Here is a 20,885-nt window from a genome sequence, read left to right as displayed (position 1 = left end):
CCAGAGGCGCTTTACAAGGGCAAAAGCGATTCGTCTGCGACGCTAAATTTCGATGGCATGATCCGCCGCGAACAAGCGCAGCGTCTCGCGCAGGGGTCGGTCGGGTTGCGCCAGCGCCGAAGATACAAACGCGCTTGCTTCCGCGAGATCGAGAGAACGAATCATAGCCTTAACGGGACCAATCGACGCCGGCGACATCGACAAAGTACGAACGCCGATTGCCAGCAGTGCCAGCGCCTCGACCGGCCGGCCCGCCATCTCGCCGCACACGGCGAGGTCGACGCCGACCGGTCGGGTCTTTTCCACAACAAAATGTAGCAGTCGGAGCAGGGCAGGCGACAAGCTATCGTAGCGCGCCGCCACCCGCGTATTCCCCCGGTCCGCCGCAAACAGAAATTGCATCAGGTCGTTCGTACCAACGGAAACGAAGTCGACGTGAGGCAACAGACTGTCGAGCTGCCAGGCGAGCGCCGGGACCTCGAACATTATGCCAACGCGCAGGCGGCCGGGCTCCGGCAGGCCGCGCCGGCGGGCGCGCTCGAGCTCGAGGTCGAGCAAGCGACGCGCAGCCATCAGCTCCGACACGTCGGCGATCATCGGGAACATCACCGACAGCGGCCTTCCGCCGGCCGCCTGAATCAGCGCGCGCAACTGGCGGCGCAACATCGCCGGACGATCGAGCCCGATGCGGATCGCGCGCCAGCCCATCGCCGGATTGTCGTCGCCGAACGAGTCGATATAGGGCAGCACCTTGTCGCCACCGACATCGAGCGTCCTGAAGGTCACGGGGCGGCCGTCGGCGATGTCGAGCACGCGGCCATAGAGCCAGGCCTGCGCTTCCACGTCGGGGAATTCCGAGCGCACCATGAACGGGATCTCGGTCCTGTAGAGACCGACGCCGTCGGCGCCGGTTTCCTCCAGATGCTGCATGTCGATCAGCAGGCCGGCATTCATGTGCAGGCCGATGCGCGCCTGGTCCCGGGTCGCCGATGGCAGGTCGCGCAGGGCCGCGTACTTGCGCCGGCGCTCGGTGCGCGCCTCGATCGCGGCATAGACCGTCTGCAACACGTCCTCGGCCGGTCGCACCAGAACCTGTGCACTGTCGCCGTCGACAACGATGGCGTCGCCCGGCTCGACGCGAGACAGCACGTCGGGCGCGCGTCCCACAACCGGAATGTCGAGAGCGCGCGCCACGATCGCGACATGGCTCATGGCCGAGCCTTCCTCCAACACCACGCCGCGCAGGCGGGCGCGGTCGTAGTCGAGCAGTTCGGCGGGCCCCATGTCGCGGGCGATGACGATCACGTCGTCGGGCTGGGCGCTTGGTTCGGCCGCGGCCCTTCCGGTCAACCGCAGCAGAAGGCGGTTGGTGAGATCCTGCAGGTCGCTCAGGCGCTCGCGGATATAGGGATCGGTCGACTGGCCCAGGCGGGTGCGCACATCGTCGAAGGCGCGCTGGACGCCGGCTTCCGCCGTCAGGCCCGAGCCGATGGCCTCGCGCACGCGTTCCCGCCAGCCGCGATCGTCGACGAACATGCGAAAGGTCTCGAGCACCTCGCGATGCTCGCCCGACTGCATGTCGTGCGCCTCGAGCATGCGGTCGACCTCGTCGCGGACCGACTCGAGCGCCTCCTCGAAACGCTTCTGCTCGGCATGGACGTCTTCGGCCACGACACGCTGGATGACGATGCGCGGCTCGTGCAGCACGGCGCGGCCGATGGCGACGCCGGTCGTGAGCTGCACACCGTCGATACGGAGCGGCAGCAGGCCGAGCCCGTCGACTTGCTGGACCTCGTTGGGGCTGACGAGATGACCGGCCGCGACCATCTCCGCCAGCACCATGGCGATGGTCTGCAGGGTCTCGATCTCTTCCTCGTCGTACTGGCGGCGCGTGCGATTCTGCACGACCAGGACACCCAGCACGCGGCCGGCACGCAGGATCGGCACGCCGGCCAGCGAATGGTAGACCTCCTCGCCGGTCTCCGGCCGGTAGGCGAATTGCGGATGGCTCTGCGCGTCGTCCAGGGCGAGCGGCCGGCCATGGGCCGCTATGTCGCCCACCAGGCCCTCGCCGACGCGAAGGCGGGTGCGATGCACGGCGGTAGGATTGAGGCCCTGGGTTGCGAACAGCTCGAGCACCTCGCCCGCCCGCAGGATGTAGATCGAGCAGACCTCGGCCACCATTTCGTTGGCGACCAGCCGCACGACCTCGCCGAGCGTCTCCTCTGCAGAGACGCCACGCGCCATCGTGTCCCGGAGCCGCTTTAGGAGCATTCGCGGTCCGGCCAAAGGAGTCCCTCTCTCCATGGTCAGACCGCTAGATGCTTGAGTCGGATGACGACAAAGCTACGGTCGATGATGCAGGCGCAGGCGTGCCATCCCGCCTCCGGCCAGGCGAGGCGGACGTCTTGGCGGATGGCATGAATGCGCGCGCCGTGCATAGGGCGCTTATAGCAAGAGCTGCGCCGAAATGCCTACCGACTATTTGTTCCGCGCATGAGGCAACCTCATGCGGGCATGGGCTGGGCGGCATCGAGCTCATAGGCGGTATGCAGCGCCCGGACGGCCAGTTCCGTGTATTCCGCCGCCACCAGCACGCTCACCTTGATCTCCGAGGTGGAGATCACCTGGATGTTTATGCCCTTGCTGGCCAGGGTCTCGAACATCTTGAGGGCGACGCCGGCATGACTGCGCATGCCGACGCCGATCACCGAGATCTTGGCGACGTTGGTGTCGGACTTGACCTCGGTGAACTTCACCTCGGTTCTGGTGCGCTCCAGCCGTTCGACCGCGCGGGCGAGATCGGCCCGCGGCACGGTGAAGGTGATGTCGGTCGAGCTGCCGTCGAGCGACACGTTCTGTACGATCATGTCGACGTTGATGTTGGCGTCGGCCAGCGGACCGAAGATGGCGGCCGCGACGCCGGGACGATCAGCCACGTGGGTGACGGTGACCTTGGCCTCGTCCTTGGAGAAGGCGATGCCGCTCACGACGGATTTCTCGAGTCCCTCAGCCATGATTTCGTCCTCGTCCACAACCAGCGTGCCGGGCAGGTCGCTGCCGAGCGCCGAGTCGAACGACGACAGCACCTGCACGCGCACGTGATGATTCATTGCCAGCTCCACCGACCGGGTCTGCAGCACCTTCGAGCCCTGCGAGGCCATCTCGAGCATTTCCTCGTAGGTCACGCGGTCGATCTTGCGGGCCTTCTCGACGATACGCGGATCGGTCGTGTAGACACCGTCGACGTCGGTGTAGATGTCGCAACGGTCGGCCTTGAGCGCCGCCGCTAGCGCGACCGCCGACGTGTCCGAGCCGCCGCGGCCGAGCGTCGTCACCCGGCCCTCGGGCGAAACGCCCTGGAAACCCGGCACGATCGGCACCTCGCCCTCGGCCATCGTCCGCGCCACCTCGCGGATGTCGATGTCCTGGATGCGCGCCCTGGCATGGGCGCGGTCGGTCTTGATCGGGATTTGCCAGGACACCCACGACCGCGATTTCACGCCCGCCTGCTGGAGCGCCATCGCAAGGAGGCCGATGGTCACCTGCTCACCGGTGGCGACGACGACATCGTATTCCCGGGGATCGTGCAAAGGGGCGATCTCGTTGACCCATTTCACGAGCTGGTTGGTGGCGCCGGACATCGCCGACACCACGACAGCGACCTCGTTTCCGCGCTCGACCTCGGCCTTGACCTTGCGCGCCACGTTCTTGATGCGATCCGTGTCGCCGACCGAGGTGCCGCCGAATTTGAGAACGATGCGCGCCATGGACCTGCTCGAAAGCGCGGTATAGACACCGGCAGCACCTCACGGGTCAAGGGCAGCCATGGCCGCTTCCACGCATATCCCCCGCGCCTCGACGGTCGATCCGGCCGAGGTCGAGCGCTTCTCACGCATTGCCGACGAATGGTGGGATCCAGCCGGCAAGTTCGCGCCGCTTCATCGGCTGAACCCGGTCCGCCTCCGCTATATTCGCGATCGCGCCGCCGACCATTGGCGGCGCGACGCGCTGGGCGGCTCGCCGTTGCGCGGGCTCTCGCTGCTCGACATCGGCTGCGGCGGCGGCCTGATTTGCGAGCCCATGGCACGCCTCGGGGCGCGGGTGACCGGCATCGACGCCGCCAAGCGCAATATCGCCATCGCCGGCCTTCACGCCGGTCGGCAGGAGCTCGATATCGACTATCGCACCGCCACGGCCGAGGCGCTGGCCGGTTCGGGCGCCCAGTTCGATATCGTGCTGGCGCTCGAGATCGCCGAGCACGTGGCCGAAGCCGAGGTCTTCCTGGAGGCCTGCGGCCGGCTCGTGAAGCCCGGCGGCCTGGTCTTCCTTTCGACCCTCAACCGGACCGCCAAGGCCTGGGCCCTCGCCATCGCCGGCGCGGAATATCTGCTGCGCTGGCTGCCGCGCGGAACCCACGACTGGCGCAAATTCCTGAAGCCATCCGAGGTCGTGCACGGGCTCGCCGCCGGCGGCATAGCGGCCCAGGAGATCGTCGGCGTCGTCTACAGTCCGCTGAGCCGCACCTGGTCGCTGCACAAGAGCGATCTCGACGTGAACTACATGCTGTATGGGAGCAAGTCCCCTGCCCGCCGAAGCGCAACGAACTGAAGCCCATGCCCGGCCGCTGTCGTCGCCGACAGTCAAGGCCGCGGCATGGATGGCGGGATGGCTCTGCTGCATGACGGTGATGGCCGTGGCGGGCCGCGAAGCCACGCGCGAGCTTCATGTCTTCCAGGTCACGATGATCCGCTCCGTCCTCGGCCTCTTCATGCTCTATCCGCTGCTGCGCGGCGCAAGCGGCCTCGACGCGATCCGCACTTCGCGGCCATGGCTCCATATCGCACGCAACGTAGTCCATTACGGGGCGCAGTTTGCCTGGCTGATGGCCCTGACCCTGATCCCGCTCGCGCAGGTGGTCTCGATCGAATTCACCATGCCGATCTGGACGGCGATCCTCGCGGTCAGCTTCCTCGGCGAGCGCATGGGCGTGTGGAAGAACATCGCCGTCGTCACAGGCCTCTTCGGCGTCGCCATCATCGTACGGCCGTTCTCCGGCTCGGCCGGCGTCGGCCAGCTCATCGCGCTTGCCGCCGCCGTGGGCTTTGCTGCATCGGTGATCATGGTGAAGACGCTGACGCGCACCGAGAGCACGATCACCATCATCTTCTGGATGATGGTGATCCAGTCGGTGGTGGGGCTCGTCCCGGGATTGCTCGTCTGGCGATGGCCCTCGTCCTACGTGTGGGCGTGGCTTCTGGTGATTGGCTTCGTCGGCACCTACTCGCACTATTGCATGACCCGCGCTCTGCACCATGCCGATGCGACGACCGTCGTGCCGATGGACTTCCTGCGCGTCCCGCTGGCAGCGCTCGCCGGCTGGCTGGTCTACGCCGAGGGAGTCGATCTCTTCATTGTGCTCGGGGCGGCGCTGATCCTGACGGCCAATCTGCTCAACTTGAAGGGCCCCGCTGCGGCGAGGCCGGCCTGATGCTCAGTTGCCGCGCGGAATCCAGGGCAGGCGGCCGAACTCGATGCCTTCTTCGGTCAGGGCCGCCGCTTCCTCGTCCGTCGTCTCGCCATAGATGCCGCGCTTGTCGCTCTCGCCGTAGTGAATCTTCCGCGCCTCCTCGGCGAACCTGTCGCCGACATGCTCGCAGTTCTTCTCCACCTCGGCGCGCACCTTCAGGAGCGCCTGGCGCAGCTCCTTGGGCATGTGGCGGGCGAGCGCCGCGACCTTCTGCTGCTCGGCAGACGGCGCCGGAACCGGAGCCTGGGGCTGCGGGGACGCCGCCTCCATCTCGACCTTGTCGCCGCCCTTGCCGATGCGCGGCGACATGATCGCGCGCGCAACCTTGGCGTCGCCACAGACAGCGCAGCCGATCAAGGACTTCTTCTCCTGGCGTTCGTAGGTCTTGCTGTCCTTGAACCAGCTCTCGAATTCGTGGCCTTTGGAGCAGCGCAGTCGATACAAAATCATGAAGGACAGGTATTTCCGGCTATTGGCACTCCCGGCGGGAGAGTGCCAATATGATGGGGTGTGCCCGCAGTGGGCGCAAGAGGGGCATCGCGCTCGGTGTGAATCGAATTGGTGGTAGAGGCTTGGCCGGCTATTCGGCAGCCTTGGCCAGCGGGGCGCGATGGAGGACCGGTGCCGCGTACGGACGGTCGTGCGTCAGCGACGGCACCATTTTGCGCGCCTCCGCAATCTTGCCGAGATCGACTTCCGCAATCACGAAGCCCGCTTTCTCGCCACCGGCATCCGCCACGACCTCGCCCCATGGCGCCACCGCGATGGAATGGCCGTAAGTCTTGCGGTTCGAGCCCTTGTGGGTGCCGACCTGCGCCGGCGCGAAGACGAAGCAGCCGGTCTCGATGGCCCTGGCGCGCATCAGCGTATGCCAGTGCGCCTGGCCCGTCGGTACGGTGAAGGAGGAGGGAATCGCAAGCATGGTCGCGCCGGCATGGGCGAGATCGCGATAGAGGTACGGGAAGCGAAGGTCGTAGCAGATCGTCATGCCCAGGACGCCCCACGGCGTCTCGGCCAGCACCGATTTCTCGCCCGGCTTGAAGGTCGAGGACTCGCGGTAGCTCTCGCCGCCGGCGAGTTGCACGTCAAACATGTGAATCTTGTCGTAGCTCGCCACCACGTTGCCGCTCGCGTCGATGAGATAGGAGCGGTTGCGGATCTGCGCCTCGCCCGGCACGCGCACATGGATCGACCCCAGCAGGAACCAGGCGCCCGTCTCGCGTGCCGCAGCGCGGCACGCGGCAAGCATGGCGTGATTTTCCTCGACCTCGGCCTTGGCCAGCGTCTCCGCCCGGTTGGCGCCGATCAGGCCGGTATTCTCGGGGGTCATGATGAAATCGGCGCCGGCATCCCGGGCGAGACGCGCCTGCGCCGCCACGAAAGCCACGTTCTCAGCCATCTCGTTGCTGACGTTGGTCTGGATCAAGCCGGCCTTGAATGTGGTCGTCATGGGTATTCCCGTCAGCCCGGCTGGGCGAGCAAGGCATCGAGCCTGCCCGCCCGCTCGAGGGCAGCCAGTTCATCGGAACCGCCGATATGCTGTCCGTTGATGAAGATCTGCGGCACCGTGCTGCGCCTGGAACGCTCGCGCATCTCGGCGCGCCTGGCCGCATCTTCCATCACATCCATCTCGTCGTAGGCGGCACCCTTCTTGTCGAGCAACCCCTTGGCTCGGGCGCAGTAGCCACAAAACGGCGTGGTGTAGATCTCGACCTTGGCCATGAAGGACTCCTCCGGTCGACTATAGCGCCGGCCGGACAACCCGCGCCAGCGTCAGGACATCAACGTGCCGCGCGCCGACACGCTGCAGGGCGCGGGCGCAGGCTTCGACCGTCGCGCCGGTGGTCAGCACGTCGTCGATCAGCAGCACAGCCTTGCCTTTCACGGCATCCCTCCAGCGCGGATGGATCGCGAACGCCTCACGGACATTGCGCCGACGCTCCTTGGCCGCAAGGCCGGCCTGCGATCCGGTCCAGCGCCGGCGCAGCAGCAGGTCGGGCGCCAGCTTGACGGGCTGATCCTGCACGAGATGGCGCGCCAGAAGCAGCGCCTGATTGTAGCGCCGGGTGAAGAGGCGTCGCCAATGAAGCGGTACCGGCGCGACGAGGTCGGCCTCGGCAAGAAGCTCTGCGCCGGCCCGTGCCATCCAGGTCCCGCACGTGCGCGCCATGTCGGTCCGGTCGCCGTGCTTGAACGGCAGGATGAGGCGGCGGCTTCGATCGTCGTACAGCAGGGCGGCGCGCGCCCGGCGAAACCGCGGTGCCCGGGTGAGGCAGGCGGCGCACAAGGCCTCCGGTCCCAGATCTTCCGCGAAGGGCGTCCCGCAGCGCGCGCATTGGGGCGCGGCGATGAACGAGAAGCTCGGCCAGCACGCCGCGCAAAGTGCGCCGCCCGGCCCGACGATCTCGCCGCACCCCAGGCAGAGCGGCGGCAGGATGCTGTCGATGAGACGCCGGCCCGCGATGGCGCAAACTTGTCGCAGCATGGCGCGAATTAGTAGGGGCAATTGCGCCGGCATCAGGGCGGAGCCTCTATGCCTCGGGTGCCTTTCGCCCTACATACAGGCCGTGACATCGCCTGATCCTCTGCTGGTTTTCGATCGTGCCGTCCTTCGCCTCAGGCGTGAACGGACGGCACGTGGCTGGGAACAGCGCTCGTTTCTGAAGCGCGAGATCGCAAAGCGCCTGGTCGAGCGGCTGGACGATGTGCGCCGCACCTTCCCCCTGGCGCTCGACCTCGGCTGCCATGGCGACGAGATCGCGGCGGCGCTCGGCGACCGCCGCTCGGTGGACCGGCTGGTGCGCTCGGACCTGGGCTTCGACTTCGCTGCCCGCGCCGCCGGCCCGGCTGTCGTCGCGGACGAAGAGGCGTTGCCCTTCGCGGCTCGCCGCTTCGACCTCGTGCTGAGCGCCATGAATCTCCACTGGATAAACGATCTGCCCGGTACGCTGATCCAGATCGCCCGCATCCTCAAGCCCGACGGCCTGTTCCTTGCCGCCATGCTGGGCGGCAGCACGCTGTGGCAGCTTCGCCAGGCGCTCGCGCTGGCGGAAAGCGAGGTCGAAGGGGGATTGAGCCCGCGCGTCTCGCCGTTCGCCGAGCTCGGCGACGCCGCTAGCCTCTTGCAGCGGGCGGGGTTCGCCCTGCCGGTGGCCGACAGCGACACGATCGACGTCGAGTACCAGCACGCGTTTGCGCTGATGCGCGACCTCGGCGCCATGGGCGAGGCCAACCTTGTCAGCGAGCGCAGGCGCGGCTTCAGCCGGCGCGCCACGCTCGTGCGCGCGGCGGAAATCTACGCCGAACGCTTTGGCGCGCCGTCCGGACGCGTGACGGCGAGCTTCGAGGTCTTGTTCCTCCATGGCTGGGCGCCGCATCCGTCGCAGCCCAGGCCGCTCAAACCAGGCGCGGCGCGGCACCGACTGGCCACGGCGCTGGGCACGACCGAAATGAGCACCGGGGTGAAAGTGGAGCGGAACTGATCGTGTCGGCTGCCAGACTGTCGTTCGGCGATGTCCTGTCGGAGAGCTTCGGCTTTTTCTTCAACAACCTCGCCCTCTTCTTCCACCTCGTGACGATCCCCTGGATCCTCTCGCTGCTGCTCAGGGTCGTGGGCGACGCGATCGTCGCCGATTCACTGGTGGTCGTCCTTCTCGAGAAGGCCGCGGACGTGATCCCCACTGTCATGTTTCTCGTCGCGTGGATGCGCGTCGTGCTCCTCGGGCCGCGGCAGCTCGGTCATCTGCCCGGCCTTCGCTGGTCGGCACGCGAGACGACGTTCCTCGTCCAGCTGCTCAAGATCGCCGGCATCACCTTCCTGCTGCTGGCCGCCTTTACGCTGACGGCCGGCCCGATCGAGCCCGCCGCGCTTGGCCAGGTTCCGCTCGACCCGGAGATCGCCCGGCGCGAAGCGATGGCGGCACCGCTCGGCACCGGCTTCTTCATTTCGGCGCTGCTTGCCCTGCGCGTCAGCTTCAGCCTCGCCGCGCCTGCGGTCGACGTTCCCTTTACGCCGCGGCAGGCCTGGGCGGCGAGCCGCGGCAACGCCTGGCCGATCATCGGCGTGCTGTTCGTGATCTTCTTCACCAGCGGCATCGCGACGATCATCGCGGCCCTCGTGCCGTTGTCGCTGGTGCAGGGGCTGCTGGGTGGCACGACCGGGGCCGCCATCGTCGCCTGGACGGTCGCCACCCTCGTCTCCTACGCCGGAGCGGCGCTGATCGCGACCGCCCAGGCCGTGATCTTCCGCCGCCTGACAGGCTGGCGCCAGGGCGTCACCCTCCCGTTGGCTGCCTGAAGCCGGCGGCTTAGAGAAGGTCGCTCAGCAAGCCGATCAGCGGCCGGTCGGCGGGTGGCATGGGATAGCGCCCGAGCTCGGCCGGCCACACCCATTTCAGGGCCTGGCCCTCGCGTGGGCGCGGCGTGCCGAGCCATTTGCGGCAGGCGAAGACCGGCATCAGGAGATGAAACGTCTCGTAGCCGTGGCTGGCGAAAGCCACCGGCGCGAGACAGCTCGTCGCGGTCTCGATGCCGAGCTCCTCATGCAGCTCGCGCACCAGCGCTTGCTCGGGCGTCTCGCCCCTGTCCACCTTGCCGCCGGGAAACTCCCACAGACCCGCCATCGGCTTGCCCGCCGGCCGCTGCGCGATCAGCAGACGGCCATCGGGATCGACCAGCGCGACCGCCGCCACCAGCACGAGCGGGCGATCGCCGAGCAGCGGCGGACCACCTGGACAGTCTTCGCTGAAGGATGTGGTCAAGAACGATAGCTGCCGTTGATGTCGATGTAGCCGTGCGTCAGATCGCAGGTCCACACCGTGGCGCGGCCGCGTCCGATCCCGAGATCGATGTCGATCACGACATCCGTGCCCTTGATATGTCTGGCAACCGGCGCCTCGTCGTAGTTGGGCACGACCTGGCCGCCATCGGTGATCTTCACGCCGCCGATCGAGATCCTCAGCTTGTCGCGGTCGGCGCGCTCGCCCGACTTGCCGACCGCCATGACGATGCGGCCCCAGTTCGCATCCTCGCCCGCGATCGCGGTCTTCACCAGCGGCGAGTTCGCGACGGCCAGGCCGATCTTGCGCGCGGCGCCATTGGACGAGGCGCCGCCAATGTTGATGGTCACGAACTTGGTGGCACCCTCGCCGTCGCGGGCGAGAAGCTGGGCCAGCTCGATGAGCACCTCGTCCAGCGCCCGCTTGAAGTCGACCAGCACCGGATCGTCGGCCTCCTCGATCGGCGCATGGCGGGCCGTCCCGGCGGCCACCAGGAGAAGCGTGTCGCTGGTCGAGGTATCGCCATCGACAGTGACGCAGTTCAGCGACTTGTCGGCGGAATCGGAAAGGAGCTTCTGCAGGACCGTGCCCGGGACCTTGGCGTCGGTGAAGACGAAGCCGAGCATGGTCGCCATGTCCGGCGCGATCATCCCGGAACCCTTGAGAAAGCCGTTCAGGGTGACGGTCCGCTCGCCGATCTTCGCCTGGCGTGTGGCAAGCTTGGGGAAAGTATCGGTCGTCATGATGGCCGCGGCCGCGGACGCCCAGTTGTCCTCGCGGGCCCCCTTGATCAGGGCCGGCACGACCGCGGCGATCTTCTCCCACTCGAGCGGCTGGCCGATCACGCCGGTCGAGGCCATGAACACCTCGTTGCGCGGGCAGCCGAGCGCCTGAGCGACAGCGCGCGTGCTTTCCTCGACCGCCTTGTCGCCCAGCTTGCCGGTGAAGGCATTGGCGTTGCCGGCATTGACCAGGATTGCGCGGATCCTGCCGCGCGACAGGTTCTTGCGGCACCAGTCGACCGGCGCCGAGCAGGTCTTGGACTTGGTGAGCACGCCCGCGACGGTTGCTCCCGCGGGCAGCACCGCGAGCATCACGTCGTCACGGCCGGCATAGCGCACGCCGGACGCCGCCGATGCGAGCTTGACGCCCGCGACGCGCGGCAGCGTCGGCGTCGTCTTGGGCGCGAGCGGCGAAACGGCGTGCTTTCCGGCCATGGGACTCCCTCTCCGCGGCCGGGCCATCGCCAAGCGGCCGAAGAGCGGAGCCTACACCAGAAATGTCGAAAAACGGGAGTTTTACTTCTTCGCCGGCGCTTCCGGCTTGGCCGGCGTGGCACCCGGTGTCGCGGGCGCCGCCGGTGCGGGCGGGCTGCCATCGATGTTGAACTTCTCGATCTTGGCGTCGGCCCGCAGCTGATTGAGCATCGCCGTCACCGTCTCGCGGGCAACATCCTGGCGAATCTGGTCGGCGAGTTCGTCGAACGACGGCGGCGGCGCCTTGCGGCGATCCTCGACCTTGATCACGTGATAGCCGAACTGGGTCTTGACCGGCGTCTCGGCCAGCGCGCCTTTCTTCAAGGCGAAAGCGGCGTCGGCGAATTCCTTCACCATGTCCGTCTTCTTGAACCAGCCGAGATCGCCGCCTTCGGCGCCGGACGCCTTGTCGGTGGACTTCTCCTTGGCAAGCTTGTCGAAAGGCGTGCCCTTCTTCAGCTCGGCAATGATCGCCTTGGCCTCGGGCTCGGTGGCCACCAGGATATGGCGCGCATGCACCTCGTCCTCCGCGGGCATGTTCTTGACCTTCTCGTCGTAGGCCTGCTTCATCCTCTCCGGGGTAAGCTTCTCGGCGATCTGCTTTTGCAGCCAGAAATCCTGGACGACCTGGTCCTCGACGAAGGCCAGGCGCTTCTTGTACGCCGGATCGTCCGTCACCTTGTTCTTGCGTCCGTCCTGCTCGACCAGCTTGCTGTCGACCATGCGGTCGAGCAGCGCCGGGAACACGGCTGCGAGCGGCACGTTGCGATACTGCTGCGGCAGCGACTGCTGGGCGATCTCGAGGTCGGAAAGGTGGATCTGCTGGCCGTTGACGACCGCGACGACCGGGTCCTTCGGCGCCTCGGCCGGCTTGGCCGCAGGCGGCGAGACGGGGGCAGGCCCTTTCGGAGCAGGCTGCTGGGCTGCGGCGACGCCCGCCATGCCGGCCACGGCACAAAGGGCGACGGCAACACGCACGGGGCGCAGGCGAAGGCTCATGAAAGGCTCCGGTACAAATGAGGAAGGATGACGGTCAGGAGAAGTAGGGCGACGGCCGCTGGCGGCTCCGTTTACACAGCGCCGCCCCCCGCAAGCAAGCGCCCGGCCAACAGACGCTCTTCGTCGCCCCCAATTGCGGCGCTTTTCCGCAAACCGGTGCGGCCTGCCGAAGCGGCTGATGGTGCTTGCGTTGACACTCCCGGGCGCGCTCTCTATCTGTGATAGGCAGGGCGGGCCGGGTGCCCGCCTAAGTCTTTAGAATATCGAGGGTTTAATGCTGGGAGCGCTTGCCCGGAGCCTGTTCGGGACGGCCAATGACCGTGTCGTCAAGGGCTTCGACAGGCCTGTCGCGAGGATCAACGCGCTCGAGCCTGAATTCGCCAAGCTTTCCGATGAGCAACTGCGCGGCAAGACAACCGAGTTCCGCGAGCGCCTGGCCAAGGGCGAGACCCTGGACGATCTCCTGATCGAGGCCTTCGCCACCGTCCGCGAGGCGGCCAAGCGTACCTTGGGCCAGCGGCCGTTCGACGTCCAGCTCAAGGGCGGCATGGTGCTGCATGCCGGCAAGATCGCCGAGATGAAGACCGGCGAGGGCAAGACCCTGGTCGCCACGTTGCCGGTCTACCTCAATGCCCTCGAAGGCAAGGGCGTCCATGTCGTGACGGTGAACGACTACCTCGCCCGCCGCGACGCCGAATGGATGGGCAAGATCTACACCTTCCTCGGCCTGACGGTCGGCACCATCGTCCACAATCTCAGCGACGAGGAGCGCCGCGCGGCCTACGCCAGCGACATCACCTACGGCACCAACAACGAGATCGGCTTCGACTATCTGCGCGACAACATGAAGTTCCGTCGCGACGACATGGTCCAGCGCCCGTTCAATTTCGCCATTGTCGACGAGGTCGACTCGATCCTGATCGACGAGGCGCGCACGCCGCTCATCATCTCGGGGCCGGCCGAGGATTCCTCCGAGCTCTACCGGCGGGCGGACGTGGTGATCCCGCGCCTCAAGCCCGACGCCTACGAGAAGGACGAGAAGAACCGGCAGGTCACCTTTACCGAGACAGGCATCGAGGCGGTCGAGGACCTCCTGCGCGCGGACGGTCTCCTGCCCGAGGGACAGAGCCTCTATGCGCCCTCCCAGATCACGCTGCTGCACCACGTCACGCAGGCGCTGCGGGCCCACAAGCTCTTTGCGCGCGACGTCGACTACATCGTCAAGGACGGCCAAGTCGTCATCATCGACGAGTTCACCGGCCGCATGATGGCGGGCCGGCGTTACTCGGAAGGGCTGCACCAGGCGCTCGAGGCCAAGGAGAAGGTCGAGATCCAGCGCGAGAACCAGACTCTGGCCTCCATCACCTTCCAGAATCTCTTCCGCATGTACCCCAAGCTGGCCGGCATGACCGGCACGGCCATGACGGAAGCGGCCGAGTTCGCCGAGATCTACAAGCTCGAGGTGGTCGAGATCCCGACCAACGTGCCGGTCGCCCGCAAGGACAACGACGACGAGGTCTACCGCACGCTCGCCGACAAGACGCGCGCCATCGTCAAGCTGATCGGCGAGTGCCGCGACCGCAACCAGCCCGTGCTTGTGGGCACCGTCTCGATCGAGAAGTCGGAGGCGCTGTCGGCCGAGCTCAAGAAGGCCAGGATCCCGCACAACGTCCTCAATGCGCGCTATCACGAGCAGGAAGCGGAGATCGTGGCGCAGGCCGGACGGCCGGGAGCGGTCACCATCGCCACCAACATGGCCGGCCGCGGCACCGACATCCAGCTCGGCGGCAACGCCGACATGCTGCTGCGCCAGGCCGAGACCGAGGTCGCCGCCCGGATCCCCGACGAGACCGCGCGCGCGGCCGAGCTCGAGCAGATCGCGGCCAAGATCAGAGCCGACGTCGCGCGCGACCGCGAGATCGTGCGCGCGGCCGGCGGCCTCTACGTGGTCGGCACCGAGCGGCACGAAAGCCGCCGGATCGACAACCAGCTGCGCGGCCGTTCGGGCCGCCAGGGCGATCCGGGCGGCTCGAAGTTCTTCCTGTCGCTGGAAGACGACCTGATGCGCATCTTCGGCGGCAACAAGGTGCTCGACTGGGTGCAGAAGAAGGGCATGGCCGACGACGAGGCGCTGACCCATCGCTGGCTCAACAAGGCGCTGGAGACCGCGCAGGGCAAGGTCGAGGCCCGCAATTTCGAGATCCGCAAGAACCTCCTGCGCTTCGACGACGTCATGAACAGCCAGCGCAAGGAGATCTACAAGGAACGCCTCGAGCTGATGGCGACCGAGGATGTCGCCGACGTCGTGGTCGGCATGCGTCGCGACGTCGTGGACGGCATGGTCTCGCGCGCCATCCCCGAGGACGCCTATGCGGAGCAATGGAAGATCGCCGAGCTCAAGGACGAGGTGCAGCGCACCTTCGGGCTCGATCTGCCGATCGATGCCTGGGCGCAGGAAGAAGGCATCGCCGAGGAGCAGATCAAGACGCGGCTGAACGAGGCGGTCGATCGGCTGTTCGCCCAGAAGGCGGCCCAGTACGGGCCGGAAGTCTGGCGTCAGGTGGAGAAGAGCGTCCTGATGCAGCTCTTCGACCAGAGCTGGAAGGAGCATTTGCTGCACCTCGACCATCTGCGGCAGGGAATCGGCCTGCGTGCCTATGGCCAGAAGGATCCGCTGAACGAATACAAGCGCGAGGCCTTCAATCTCTTCAGCGACCTCCTGACGGGGCTTCGCGAATCGGTCGTCAACGTGCTCGCCAACCTGCAGCTTCGCATGGAGCCGCCGCCCATGCCCGAGCCGGTGCAGATGCACGAGATCCACGAGGATCCGGTGCTCGCGTCGTCAATGGCCGGCGAGGCCGGCTTCGATCCGGCCGGTCCTCCGGGCGGCGGCGTGGCGACGCTTGCGCGTCCGGCGGCCGGCAAGGCTGCGATCGATCCCAACAATCCGTCGACCTGGGGCAAGGTCGCGCGCAACGCGCCCTGCCCCTGTGGCTCGGGCCGGAAGTTCAAGCACTGCCACGGGCGCGTCTGAAGCCGCCCTCCACCCAACCCTGAACCTTCCGCCAAGCGGGCGTTGGCCCGCTTGAACATGGTTGACCAAATGAAATGTTATATTATAACTTCCTCGCTCACGATCCAAAGGGGAGAACGATGCGGCAGGAGCCGGCGCAATTCTGGCGAGGCAAAGCGGCGTTCGTGCTCGGGACGGCCCTCGCCGGACCGGCGATGGCCCAGACAGCGCCAGGCAGCCCGCCGCCCACGACGACGCCGTTCCCGCCGGCCGTCGCGGCGCCCCCTGCAGCAGGCGGCAGCGGCCTCGAGATCACGGTCACGGCCAAGCGTCTCGACGAGGCGCGCGGCTCGATCCAGCCGAGTCTCGGCGCCAGCCGCTACGATTTCACCCCCGGCGCGATCGACGCCCTCCCGCAAGGCCAGCTGACGCCCATCGACAAGGTGCTGCTGCGCGCACCCGGCGTCGCGCAGGACAGCTTCGGGCAAGTGCATGTCCGCGGTGATCACGCGAACCTGCAGTACCGTCTCGACGGCGTGCAGCTTCCCGAAGGGCTGTCGCTGTTCAGCAATGCGCTCGCCACCCAGTACGCCAGCAGGATGTCGCTGATCACCGGCGCACTGCCGGCGCAGTACGGCTTCCGCCAGGCCGGGGTCGTCGACCTGACCCTGAAGTCGGGCAGCAGCGATCCCGGCGCCGAAGCCTCGGCGACGGCGGGCTCGCGCAGCTACTACCAGCCGTCCCTGTCCTATGGCGGCCGCAGCGGCAGGATCGACTACTTCCTGACCGGGCAATTCCTGCACAACGGCGTGGGCATCGAGAACCCCACATCGTCCGACAATCCGATCCACGACAGCACCGACCAGTGGCACGCGCTGGCCAAGATCACCGGCATCCTCGACGAGGACACGCGCGTGAGCTTCATCGGCGGCGGCTCGCATGCGCGCTTCGAGATCCCCAACAATCCCGGCCAGACGCCGCAATTCGCAGTCAACGGCAGCACGGCGTTCAGCAGCAGCCTCCTCGATCAGCTCCAGTGGGAAGACACCTATTTCGGCATCCTGTCGCTGCAGAAGCATCACGGAAACGCCGATTTCCAGCTTTCAGCCTTCTCCCGCTGGTCGGTCCTCGACTATCAGCCGGATCCCGTGGGCGACCTGATGTTCAATGGCATCGCGCCGTGGGCGAATCGGACCGACCTCGCGACCGGCCTTCAGTTCGATGGAAGCTGGAAGGCCACGCCCAGCCACACGCTGCGCGCCGGCTTCCTCGTGCAGCGCGAGCGGGCCACGAGCCTCACCAGCGCCCAGGTCCTTCCCACCGACGGCGCCGGTGTCCCGACCAGCGATCAACCTTCAGGCATCGCCTTCGGCTCCGACCTCGTCGGCTGGACCTACGGCGTCTACCTGCAGGACGAATGGAAGGTAAGCCCGACCGTCACCGTGAACTACGGCCTGCGCTTCGACGCGATCGACGGCGCCACCCGGGAAAACCAGCTGAGTCCGCGAGTCAACGTCGTCTGGCAGCCCAACGATATCCTGACCGCGCACGCGGGCTACGCCCGCTATTTCACGCCGCCACCGCTTGCCCAGGTGAACAACGCCGCCATCGCCGCGACCGCCGGCACGACCGCAGCGCCGGCCGTGACGCGGAACGATCCGGTGAAGGCCGAGCGCGCGCACTATTTCGACGCGGGCTTCGAGGTGCGCCCCGGGCCCGGGCTGAAGTTCGGTTTCGATGCCTACTACAAGATCGCCCGCAACCTGCTCGACGAAGGCCAGTTCGGCTCGCCGATCGTGCTGACCTCGTTCAACTATGCCAACGCGCAAGTGAAGGGCGTCGAGCTCACGGGCAGCTACGACTCGGGGCCGTGGTCGCTCTACGGCAACGTCGCCTGGTCGGACGCTCGAGGAACCGACATCGATTCGGCGCAGTTCAACTTCGCCCCCGACGAGCTGGCTTACATCGCGCAGCATTCCATCTATCTGGACCACAGCCAAAGCGTGACCGGCTCGGCAGGCGTTTCCTACACCTTCAATCCGGACTCGGAGTGGGCGACCCGCCTCTCCGGCGATGTGCTCGTGGGCACCGGCTTGCGCAAGACCGTCGTGACGCCGAACGACGCCTCGCTGCCGACTTACGCCGTGGTCAACCTGTCGCTGGCGCAGCGGCTGCCGATCAAGGGCACGCGCGGCGCCACGGTCCGCCTCGACGTGCTCAATCTCTTCGACCATGTCTACCAGCTCCGCGACGGCACCGGCGTAGGCGTTGGCGCCCCGCAGTTCGGCCTGCGGCGGACGGTCCTGATGACCTTGTCGCAAAAATTCTGACCCAAAACGGACAAGATTTCACAATGCCGGGCGTGATAATCCAATGCGCATGGACACGATCACGCTCCCCTTCGTCGTGCCGCTCGAGGGCGGCTCCAATTTCCGGGACCTGGGTGGCTACCGCACCGCCGATGGCCGCCGCGTTCGTCGCGGCGCAATCTTCCGCTCGGCTCATCTCGGTACCCTGACCGCGGCCGACTGCGCCGCCGTCGGCAAGCTCGGCGTGCGCACGATCGTCGATCTGCGCGGCGTCAACGAAGCGGCCGAGACGCCGCACCGCCTGAACGGGGTCGCCTGCCGGATCGTCGGCGCCCATATCGAGCCGGGCATCGGCGACAAGATCCGGCGCGCCATCGAGGATGGCACCGCCTCGCCCTTCCTGATGATGCAATACCTGACCGACCACTACCGTGACTATCCGCGCCGCTGTACGCCGGGCTTCCGCACGCTCTTCGCGACACTGAGCGATGGCCGGCATCGGCCGCTGATATTCCATTGCACCGCCGGCAAGGACCGCACGGGCTTCGCATCGGCCCTGCTGCTCACCCTGCTCGGCGTTCCGTGGGACACGGTGGTGGAGGATTACCTGCGCACCAACGAGCTCTGGATCGGCCATGTCGGCCGTTATCCCGAGCTCGATCTGCACACCCGCGCCGCCATCATCGAGGCACGTCGGCCCTATCTGGAAGCCGCCTTCGAGGTGGTGCACGCCGATTTCGGCAGTGCCGAGGCTTTCGCCGAGAAGGCGCTCGGGCTCGATTCGGCCGCCCGCGCAAGGCTCAGGTCGGAGCTGCTGGAAGGCTGATCTCCGCTATGATGGCTTGATGCGATACGACACGCCCGAGCCTTTCAAGATCGACATCCCGGAACACGCGCTGATCGATCTCGACGAGCGGCTGCGACGCTGGCGGCCTCCGACGGCCATCGCCGATCGGGGGAGCTGGGCGTCGGGCACGGACCCCGGCTTCCTCGCCGACCTCGTCGACCACTGGCGGCATGGCTACGACTGGCAGCGCTGCCAGGAGGCGATCAACCGCTGGCCCAACTATCTGGTCGATATAGGCCCGCAACGCATCCATTTCATCCGCGAGCCGGGCACCGAGATGGAGGGCGCGCCGCGGCCGATGCCGCTCGTGATCACGCATGGCTGGCCGGGCTCGATCGTCGAGTTCCTGCACGTCATCGATGTCCTCGCCCATCCCGAGCGCCACGGCGGCGATCCGCTCGACGCCTTCGACGTGATCGTGCCGTCCCTGCCGGGCTACGGCTTCTCCGGCCCGCCGATCCGCGAGGACGGCAGCGTGGGCCCGATCGGTCCCCGTGCGATTGCCGATCTCTGGCACCGGCTGGTCCACGACAAGCTCAACTATCGCCGCCCCTATGGCGTGCAGGGCGGCGACTGGGGCGCCGTGGTCTCGTCGTGGCTCGCCTTCGACCACCCGCGAAGGGAGGAGAAGGACGAGTGGCACTCGGGCGTGGTTGGGCTCCATCTCAACATGATGGGGCTGAGACCCGGCATCGATCTCGGGACGGCCGGGCTCAGCGCGGCGGAGAAGACCTGGCTCGAGACGATGCGCGGCGGGCTCGACGACAAGACCGCCTATCAGCGCATCCAGGCGACGCGGCCGCAGACCCTGGGCGTGGCCCTCACCGACTCGCCCGTGGGGCTCGCCGCCTGGATCGTCGAGAAGTTCCGCGACTGGAGCGACTGCGGCGGAGATCCGAACCGCCGCTTCCCGATCGACCTGCTCATCGACAACGTCATGGTCTACTGGCTGACGGGAACCGCCGGCACGGCGACGTGGCTCTATCGCGGGGCCGCCCAGCAGAAGCCGCGCGGCCTTCCTGCCGACGAACGCGTCGAGACGCCGACCGGCTTCGCGGCCTTTCCGGCCGATCTCGCGCCTGCTCCGCCCCGGGAATGGATCGAGCGCGCCTACAACCTGAAGCGATACACCGTCATGCCAAGCGGCGGCCACTTCGCCGCGCTCGAGGAGCCGAAGCTTCTGGTCGAGGATGTCCGCGCCTTCTTCCGCCCGCTGCGCTTCGGTGCCGCGAACGATTAAGCGAAAGTCGCCGTCGCCTGCGCCGCGATCGTGCCCTGCGGCGTCACTGTCCAGAGTTCGGCGCCCTTGCCGTCCGGGGTCGGCCGGCCGATCACGTCGAACGGCGCCGCGTCGAACAGCGGCGCACGGGCCCGCAGCGCCACGGTCGCGATCCGGCGGCCGGGCAGGGAGTCGCGCAGCAGGTCGAAGATGCATTGCTGCGCGAACGGCCCGTGCACCACCAGCCCCGGATAGCCCTCCGTCTCGATGCAATAGGTGCGGTCGTAGTGGATGCGGTGCGGGTTGAAGGTGAGCGCCGAATAGCGGAACAGCATCACCGGATCGGGCCTGATGGTGCGCCGCCAGGGCACGTCCCTGGGGGCGGCGTCACGCAGCGGCACGCCGCTTTTGGCACCTGCCTTCACTTCCTCGCGGAACACGGTGCTGGCGGCCTCGCTGAGCGCGAGCCCGCGCGGCGTGAAGATGCGCCGCGTCTGGGTGGTGACGATCAGGGTGCCGGTGCTGCCGGTGCGAAGCTGCACGTCGGTGAACTCGGTCTCGCGCCGCAGCCTGTCGCCGACGCGGATATCGCCCTCGAAGGTGAAGGTGGACCCCGCATACATGCGCCGCGGCAGCGGCATCTTCGGCAGCACGTCGCTCTGCACGGGCAGGCCGTCCTCGCCCAGCGCCGCGCGCCGGGCATAGGAATGCAGGAAGCAGAGATGCCAGCCCGGGGCGATCGGCTCGCCCGCCCTGGGCACCTTCTCGTCGCGGTCGAAGGTCGCGATCATGCCCTTGAGCGGCGCCTCGGTGACGACGTCCTCGTCCTCCACCTTGCGGCCGAGCTGCTCCTTCAGGGGCTCGATGTCGATGGTCATGGCACTTCCTTCCGGCTTCGCAGCAGCGTACCCAATCCGGGGCCATGATTCGCGCG

Annotated in this window: 18 protein-coding genes and 1 pseudogene; 8 read left to right on the top strand and 11 right to left on the bottom strand. The window is 67.3% G+C overall.

Annotated features, from left to right (window positions below; translation table 11 throughout):
• Positions 1–42: 42 nt before the first annotated feature.
• Both ptsP and OJF58_RS13895 read right to left on the bottom strand, forming a co-directional pair.
• Entirely contained in the window at positions 43–2,247 is a 2,205-nt protein-coding gene (ptsP, locus tag OJF58_RS13900) for a phosphoenolpyruvate--protein phosphotransferase (protein ID WP_300778217.1), read from the bottom strand.
• A 260-nt stretch (positions 2,248–2,507) separates the two neighbouring features.
• Positions 2,508–3,770, bottom strand: coding sequence for an aspartate kinase (locus tag OJF58_RS13895; protein ID WP_300778216.1), 1,263 nt, complete (start codon positions 3,768–3,770; stop codon positions 2,508–2,510).
• A 58-nt stretch (positions 3,771–3,828) separates the two neighbouring features.
• Between OJF58_RS13895 and ubiG the strand changes: the two genes are divergently transcribed.
• A complete protein-coding gene (gene ubiG / locus OJF58_RS13890) occupies positions 3,829–4,611 on the top strand; it encodes a bifunctional 2-polyprenyl-6-hydroxyphenol methylase/3-demethylubiquinol 3-O-methyltransferase UbiG (protein WP_300778214.1) in 783 nt (260 codons plus the stop codon).
• 49 nt (positions 4,612–4,660) lie between these two features.
• A complete protein-coding gene (locus tag OJF58_RS13885) occupies positions 4,661–5,491 on the top strand; it encodes a DMT family transporter (RefSeq protein WP_300778212.1) in 831 nt (276 codons plus the stop codon).
• A 3-nt stretch (positions 5,492–5,494) separates the two neighbouring features.
• Here the strand turns inward: OJF58_RS13885 and OJF58_RS13880 are convergent, their stop codons facing one another.
• From OJF58_RS13880 to OJF58_RS13860, 5 genes and pseudogenes are all read right to left on the bottom strand, one after another.
• Positions 5,495–5,980, bottom strand: coding sequence for a DUF1178 family protein (locus OJF58_RS13880; RefSeq protein WP_300778211.1), 486 nt, complete (start codon positions 5,978–5,980; stop codon positions 5,495–5,497).
• Between the two features lie 130 nt (positions 5,981–6,110).
• The gene (locus OJF58_RS13875) at positions 6,111–6,980 is read right to left on the bottom strand and encodes a carbon-nitrogen hydrolase family protein (RefSeq protein ID WP_300778210.1); all 870 of its coding nucleotides are present in this window, start codon (positions 6,978–6,980) and stop codon (positions 6,111–6,113) included.
• Between the two features lie 11 nt (positions 6,981–6,991).
• Positions 6,992–7,252, bottom strand: a complete 261-nt coding sequence (gene grxC, locus OJF58_RS13870) for a glutaredoxin 3 (RefSeq protein WP_300778208.1) — start codon at positions 7,250–7,252, stop codon at positions 6,992–6,994.
• A 19-nt stretch (positions 7,253–7,271) separates the two neighbouring features.
• A complete protein-coding gene (locus tag OJF58_RS13865) occupies positions 7,272–7,817 on the bottom strand; it encodes a ComF family protein (RefSeq protein ID WP_300785271.1) in 546 nt (181 codons plus the stop codon).
• Positions 7,818–7,859: 42 nt separating this feature from the next.
• Positions 7,860–8,015, bottom strand: a pseudogene (locus OJF58_RS13860) (double zinc ribbon domain-containing protein); the annotation flags it as partial.
• Between OJF58_RS13860 and OJF58_RS13855 the strand changes: the two are divergent.
• Positions 7,966–9,012, top strand: coding sequence for a methyltransferase domain-containing protein (locus OJF58_RS13855; RefSeq protein WP_366526769.1), 1,047 nt, complete (start codon positions 7,966–7,968; stop codon positions 9,010–9,012). The pseudogene OJF58_RS13860 and the gene OJF58_RS13855 overlap by 50 nt on opposite strands.
• Before the next feature lie 2 nt (positions 9,013–9,014).
• On the top strand, positions 9,015–9,827 hold the full coding sequence (locus tag OJF58_RS13850) for a hypothetical protein (RefSeq protein ID WP_300778207.1): 813 nt from the start codon (positions 9,015–9,017) through the stop codon (positions 9,825–9,827).
• Positions 9,828–9,837: 10 nt separating this feature from the next.
• Here OJF58_RS13850 and OJF58_RS13845 read toward each other — a convergent pair whose 3' ends face one another.
• The 3 genes from OJF58_RS13845 to OJF58_RS13835 all read right to left on the bottom strand — a co-directional run bounded on the left by OJF58_RS13845 (position 9,838) and on the right by OJF58_RS13835 (position 12,563).
• Positions 9,838–10,248: a (deoxy)nucleoside triphosphate pyrophosphohydrolase gene (locus tag OJF58_RS13845; RefSeq protein WP_300785267.1), complete on the bottom strand. Its 411-nt coding sequence runs from the start codon at positions 10,246–10,248 to the stop codon at positions 9,838–9,840.
• A 38-nt stretch (positions 10,249–10,286) separates the two neighbouring features.
• The gene (gene argJ / locus OJF58_RS13840) at positions 10,287–11,525 is read right to left on the bottom strand and encodes a bifunctional glutamate N-acetyltransferase/amino-acid acetyltransferase ArgJ (protein WP_300778206.1); all 1,239 of its coding nucleotides are present in this window, start codon (positions 11,523–11,525) and stop codon (positions 10,287–10,289) included.
• Positions 11,526–11,606: 81 nt separating this feature from the next.
• On the bottom strand, positions 11,607–12,563 hold the full coding sequence (locus tag OJF58_RS13835) for a peptidylprolyl isomerase (protein WP_300778205.1): 957 nt from the start codon (positions 12,561–12,563) through the stop codon (positions 11,607–11,609).
• Positions 12,564–12,837: 274 nt separating this feature from the next.
• On the opposite strand from OJF58_RS13835, the gene secA reads away from it, so the two are divergent.
• From secA to OJF58_RS13815, 4 genes are all read left to right on the top strand, one after another.
• Complete coding sequence (gene secA, locus OJF58_RS13830; protein ID WP_300778203.1) at positions 12,838–15,597, top strand: preprotein translocase subunit SecA; 2,760 nt, start codon at positions 12,838–12,840, stop codon at positions 15,595–15,597.
• Positions 15,598–15,716: 119 nt separating this feature from the next.
• Entirely contained in the window at positions 15,717–17,906 is a 2,190-nt protein-coding gene (locus OJF58_RS13825; protein ID WP_300778202.1) for a TonB-dependent receptor, read from the top strand.
• Positions 17,907–17,949: 43 nt separating this feature from the next.
• A complete protein-coding gene (locus OJF58_RS13820) occupies positions 17,950–18,711 on the top strand; it encodes a tyrosine-protein phosphatase (protein ID WP_300778201.1) in 762 nt (253 codons plus the stop codon).
• Between the two features lie 19 nt (positions 18,712–18,730).
• A complete protein-coding gene (locus OJF58_RS13815; RefSeq protein WP_300778200.1) occupies positions 18,731–19,972 on the top strand; it encodes an epoxide hydrolase family protein in 1,242 nt (413 codons plus the stop codon).
• Here the strand turns inward: OJF58_RS13815 and OJF58_RS13810 are convergent.
• Entirely contained in the window at positions 19,969–20,829 is an 861-nt protein-coding gene (locus OJF58_RS13810) for a MaoC family dehydratase N-terminal domain-containing protein (RefSeq protein ID WP_300778199.1), read from the bottom strand. The two genes, OJF58_RS13815 and OJF58_RS13810, sit on opposite strands and share 4 nt — an antisense overlap.
• Positions 20,830–20,885: the final 56 nt, after the last annotated feature.

Source organism: Enhydrobacter sp., assembly GCF_030246845.1.
GTDB lineage: Bacteria > Pseudomonadota > Alphaproteobacteria > Reyranellales > Reyranellaceae > Reyranella.
This window is presented reverse-complemented; position numbering and strand designations above follow the sequence as displayed.

Excerpts from the sequence above, each read along its gene's own strand:
- OJF58_RS13820 (WP_300778201.1), top strand. The coding sequence starts at position 17,950 with ATGCGCATGGACACGATCACGCTCCCCTTCGTCGTGCCGCTCGAGGGC.
- OJF58_RS13815 (WP_300778200.1), top strand. The coding sequence starts at position 18,731 with ATGCGATACGACACGCCCGAGCCTTTCAAGATCGACATCCCGGAACAC.
- OJF58_RS13885 (WP_300778212.1), top strand. The coding sequence starts at position 4,661 with ATGGCGGGATGGCTCTGCTGCATGACGGTGATGGCCGTGGCGGGCCGC.
- grxC (WP_300778208.1), bottom strand. The coding sequence starts at position 7,252 with ATGGCCAAGGTCGAGATCTACACCACGCCGTTTTGTGGCTACTGCGCC.
- argJ (WP_300778206.1), bottom strand. The coding sequence starts at position 11,525 with ATGGCCGGAAAGCACGCCGTTTCGCCGCTCGCGCCCAAGACGACGCCG.
- ptsP (WP_300778217.1), bottom strand. The coding sequence starts at position 2,247 with ATGGCGCGTGGCGTCTCTGCAGAGGAGACGCTCGGCGAGGTCGTGCGG.
- OJF58_RS13895 (WP_300778216.1), bottom strand. The coding sequence starts at position 3,770 with ATGGCGCGCATCGTTCTCAAATTCGGCGGCACCTCGGTCGGCGACACG.
- OJF58_RS13875 (WP_300778210.1), bottom strand. The coding sequence starts at position 6,980 with ATGACGACCACATTCAAGGCCGGCTTGATCCAGACCAACGTCAGCAAC.
- secA (WP_300778203.1), top strand. The coding sequence starts at position 12,838 with ATGCTGGGAGCGCTTGCCCGGAGCCTGTTCGGGACGGCCAATGACCGT.
- OJF58_RS13835 (WP_300778205.1), bottom strand. The coding sequence starts at position 12,563 with ATGAGCCTTCGCCTGCGCCCCGTGCGTGTTGCCGTCGCCCTTTGTGCC.
- OJF58_RS13810 (WP_300778199.1), bottom strand. The coding sequence starts at position 20,829 with ATGACCATCGACATCGAGCCCCTGAAGGAGCAGCTCGGCCGCAAGGTG.
- OJF58_RS13825 (WP_300778202.1), top strand. The coding sequence starts at position 15,717 with ATGCGGCAGGAGCCGGCGCAATTCTGGCGAGGCAAAGCGGCGTTCGTG.
- OJF58_RS13880 (WP_300778211.1), bottom strand. The coding sequence starts at position 5,980 with ATGATTTTGTATCGACTGCGCTGCTCCAAAGGCCACGAATTCGAGAGC.
- ubiG (WP_300778214.1), top strand. The coding sequence starts at position 3,829 with ATGGCCGCTTCCACGCATATCCCCCGCGCCTCGACGGTCGATCCGGCC.
- OJF58_RS13855 (WP_366526769.1), top strand. The coding sequence starts at position 7,966 with ATGCTGTCGATGAGACGCCGGCCCGCGATGGCGCAAACTTGTCGCAGC.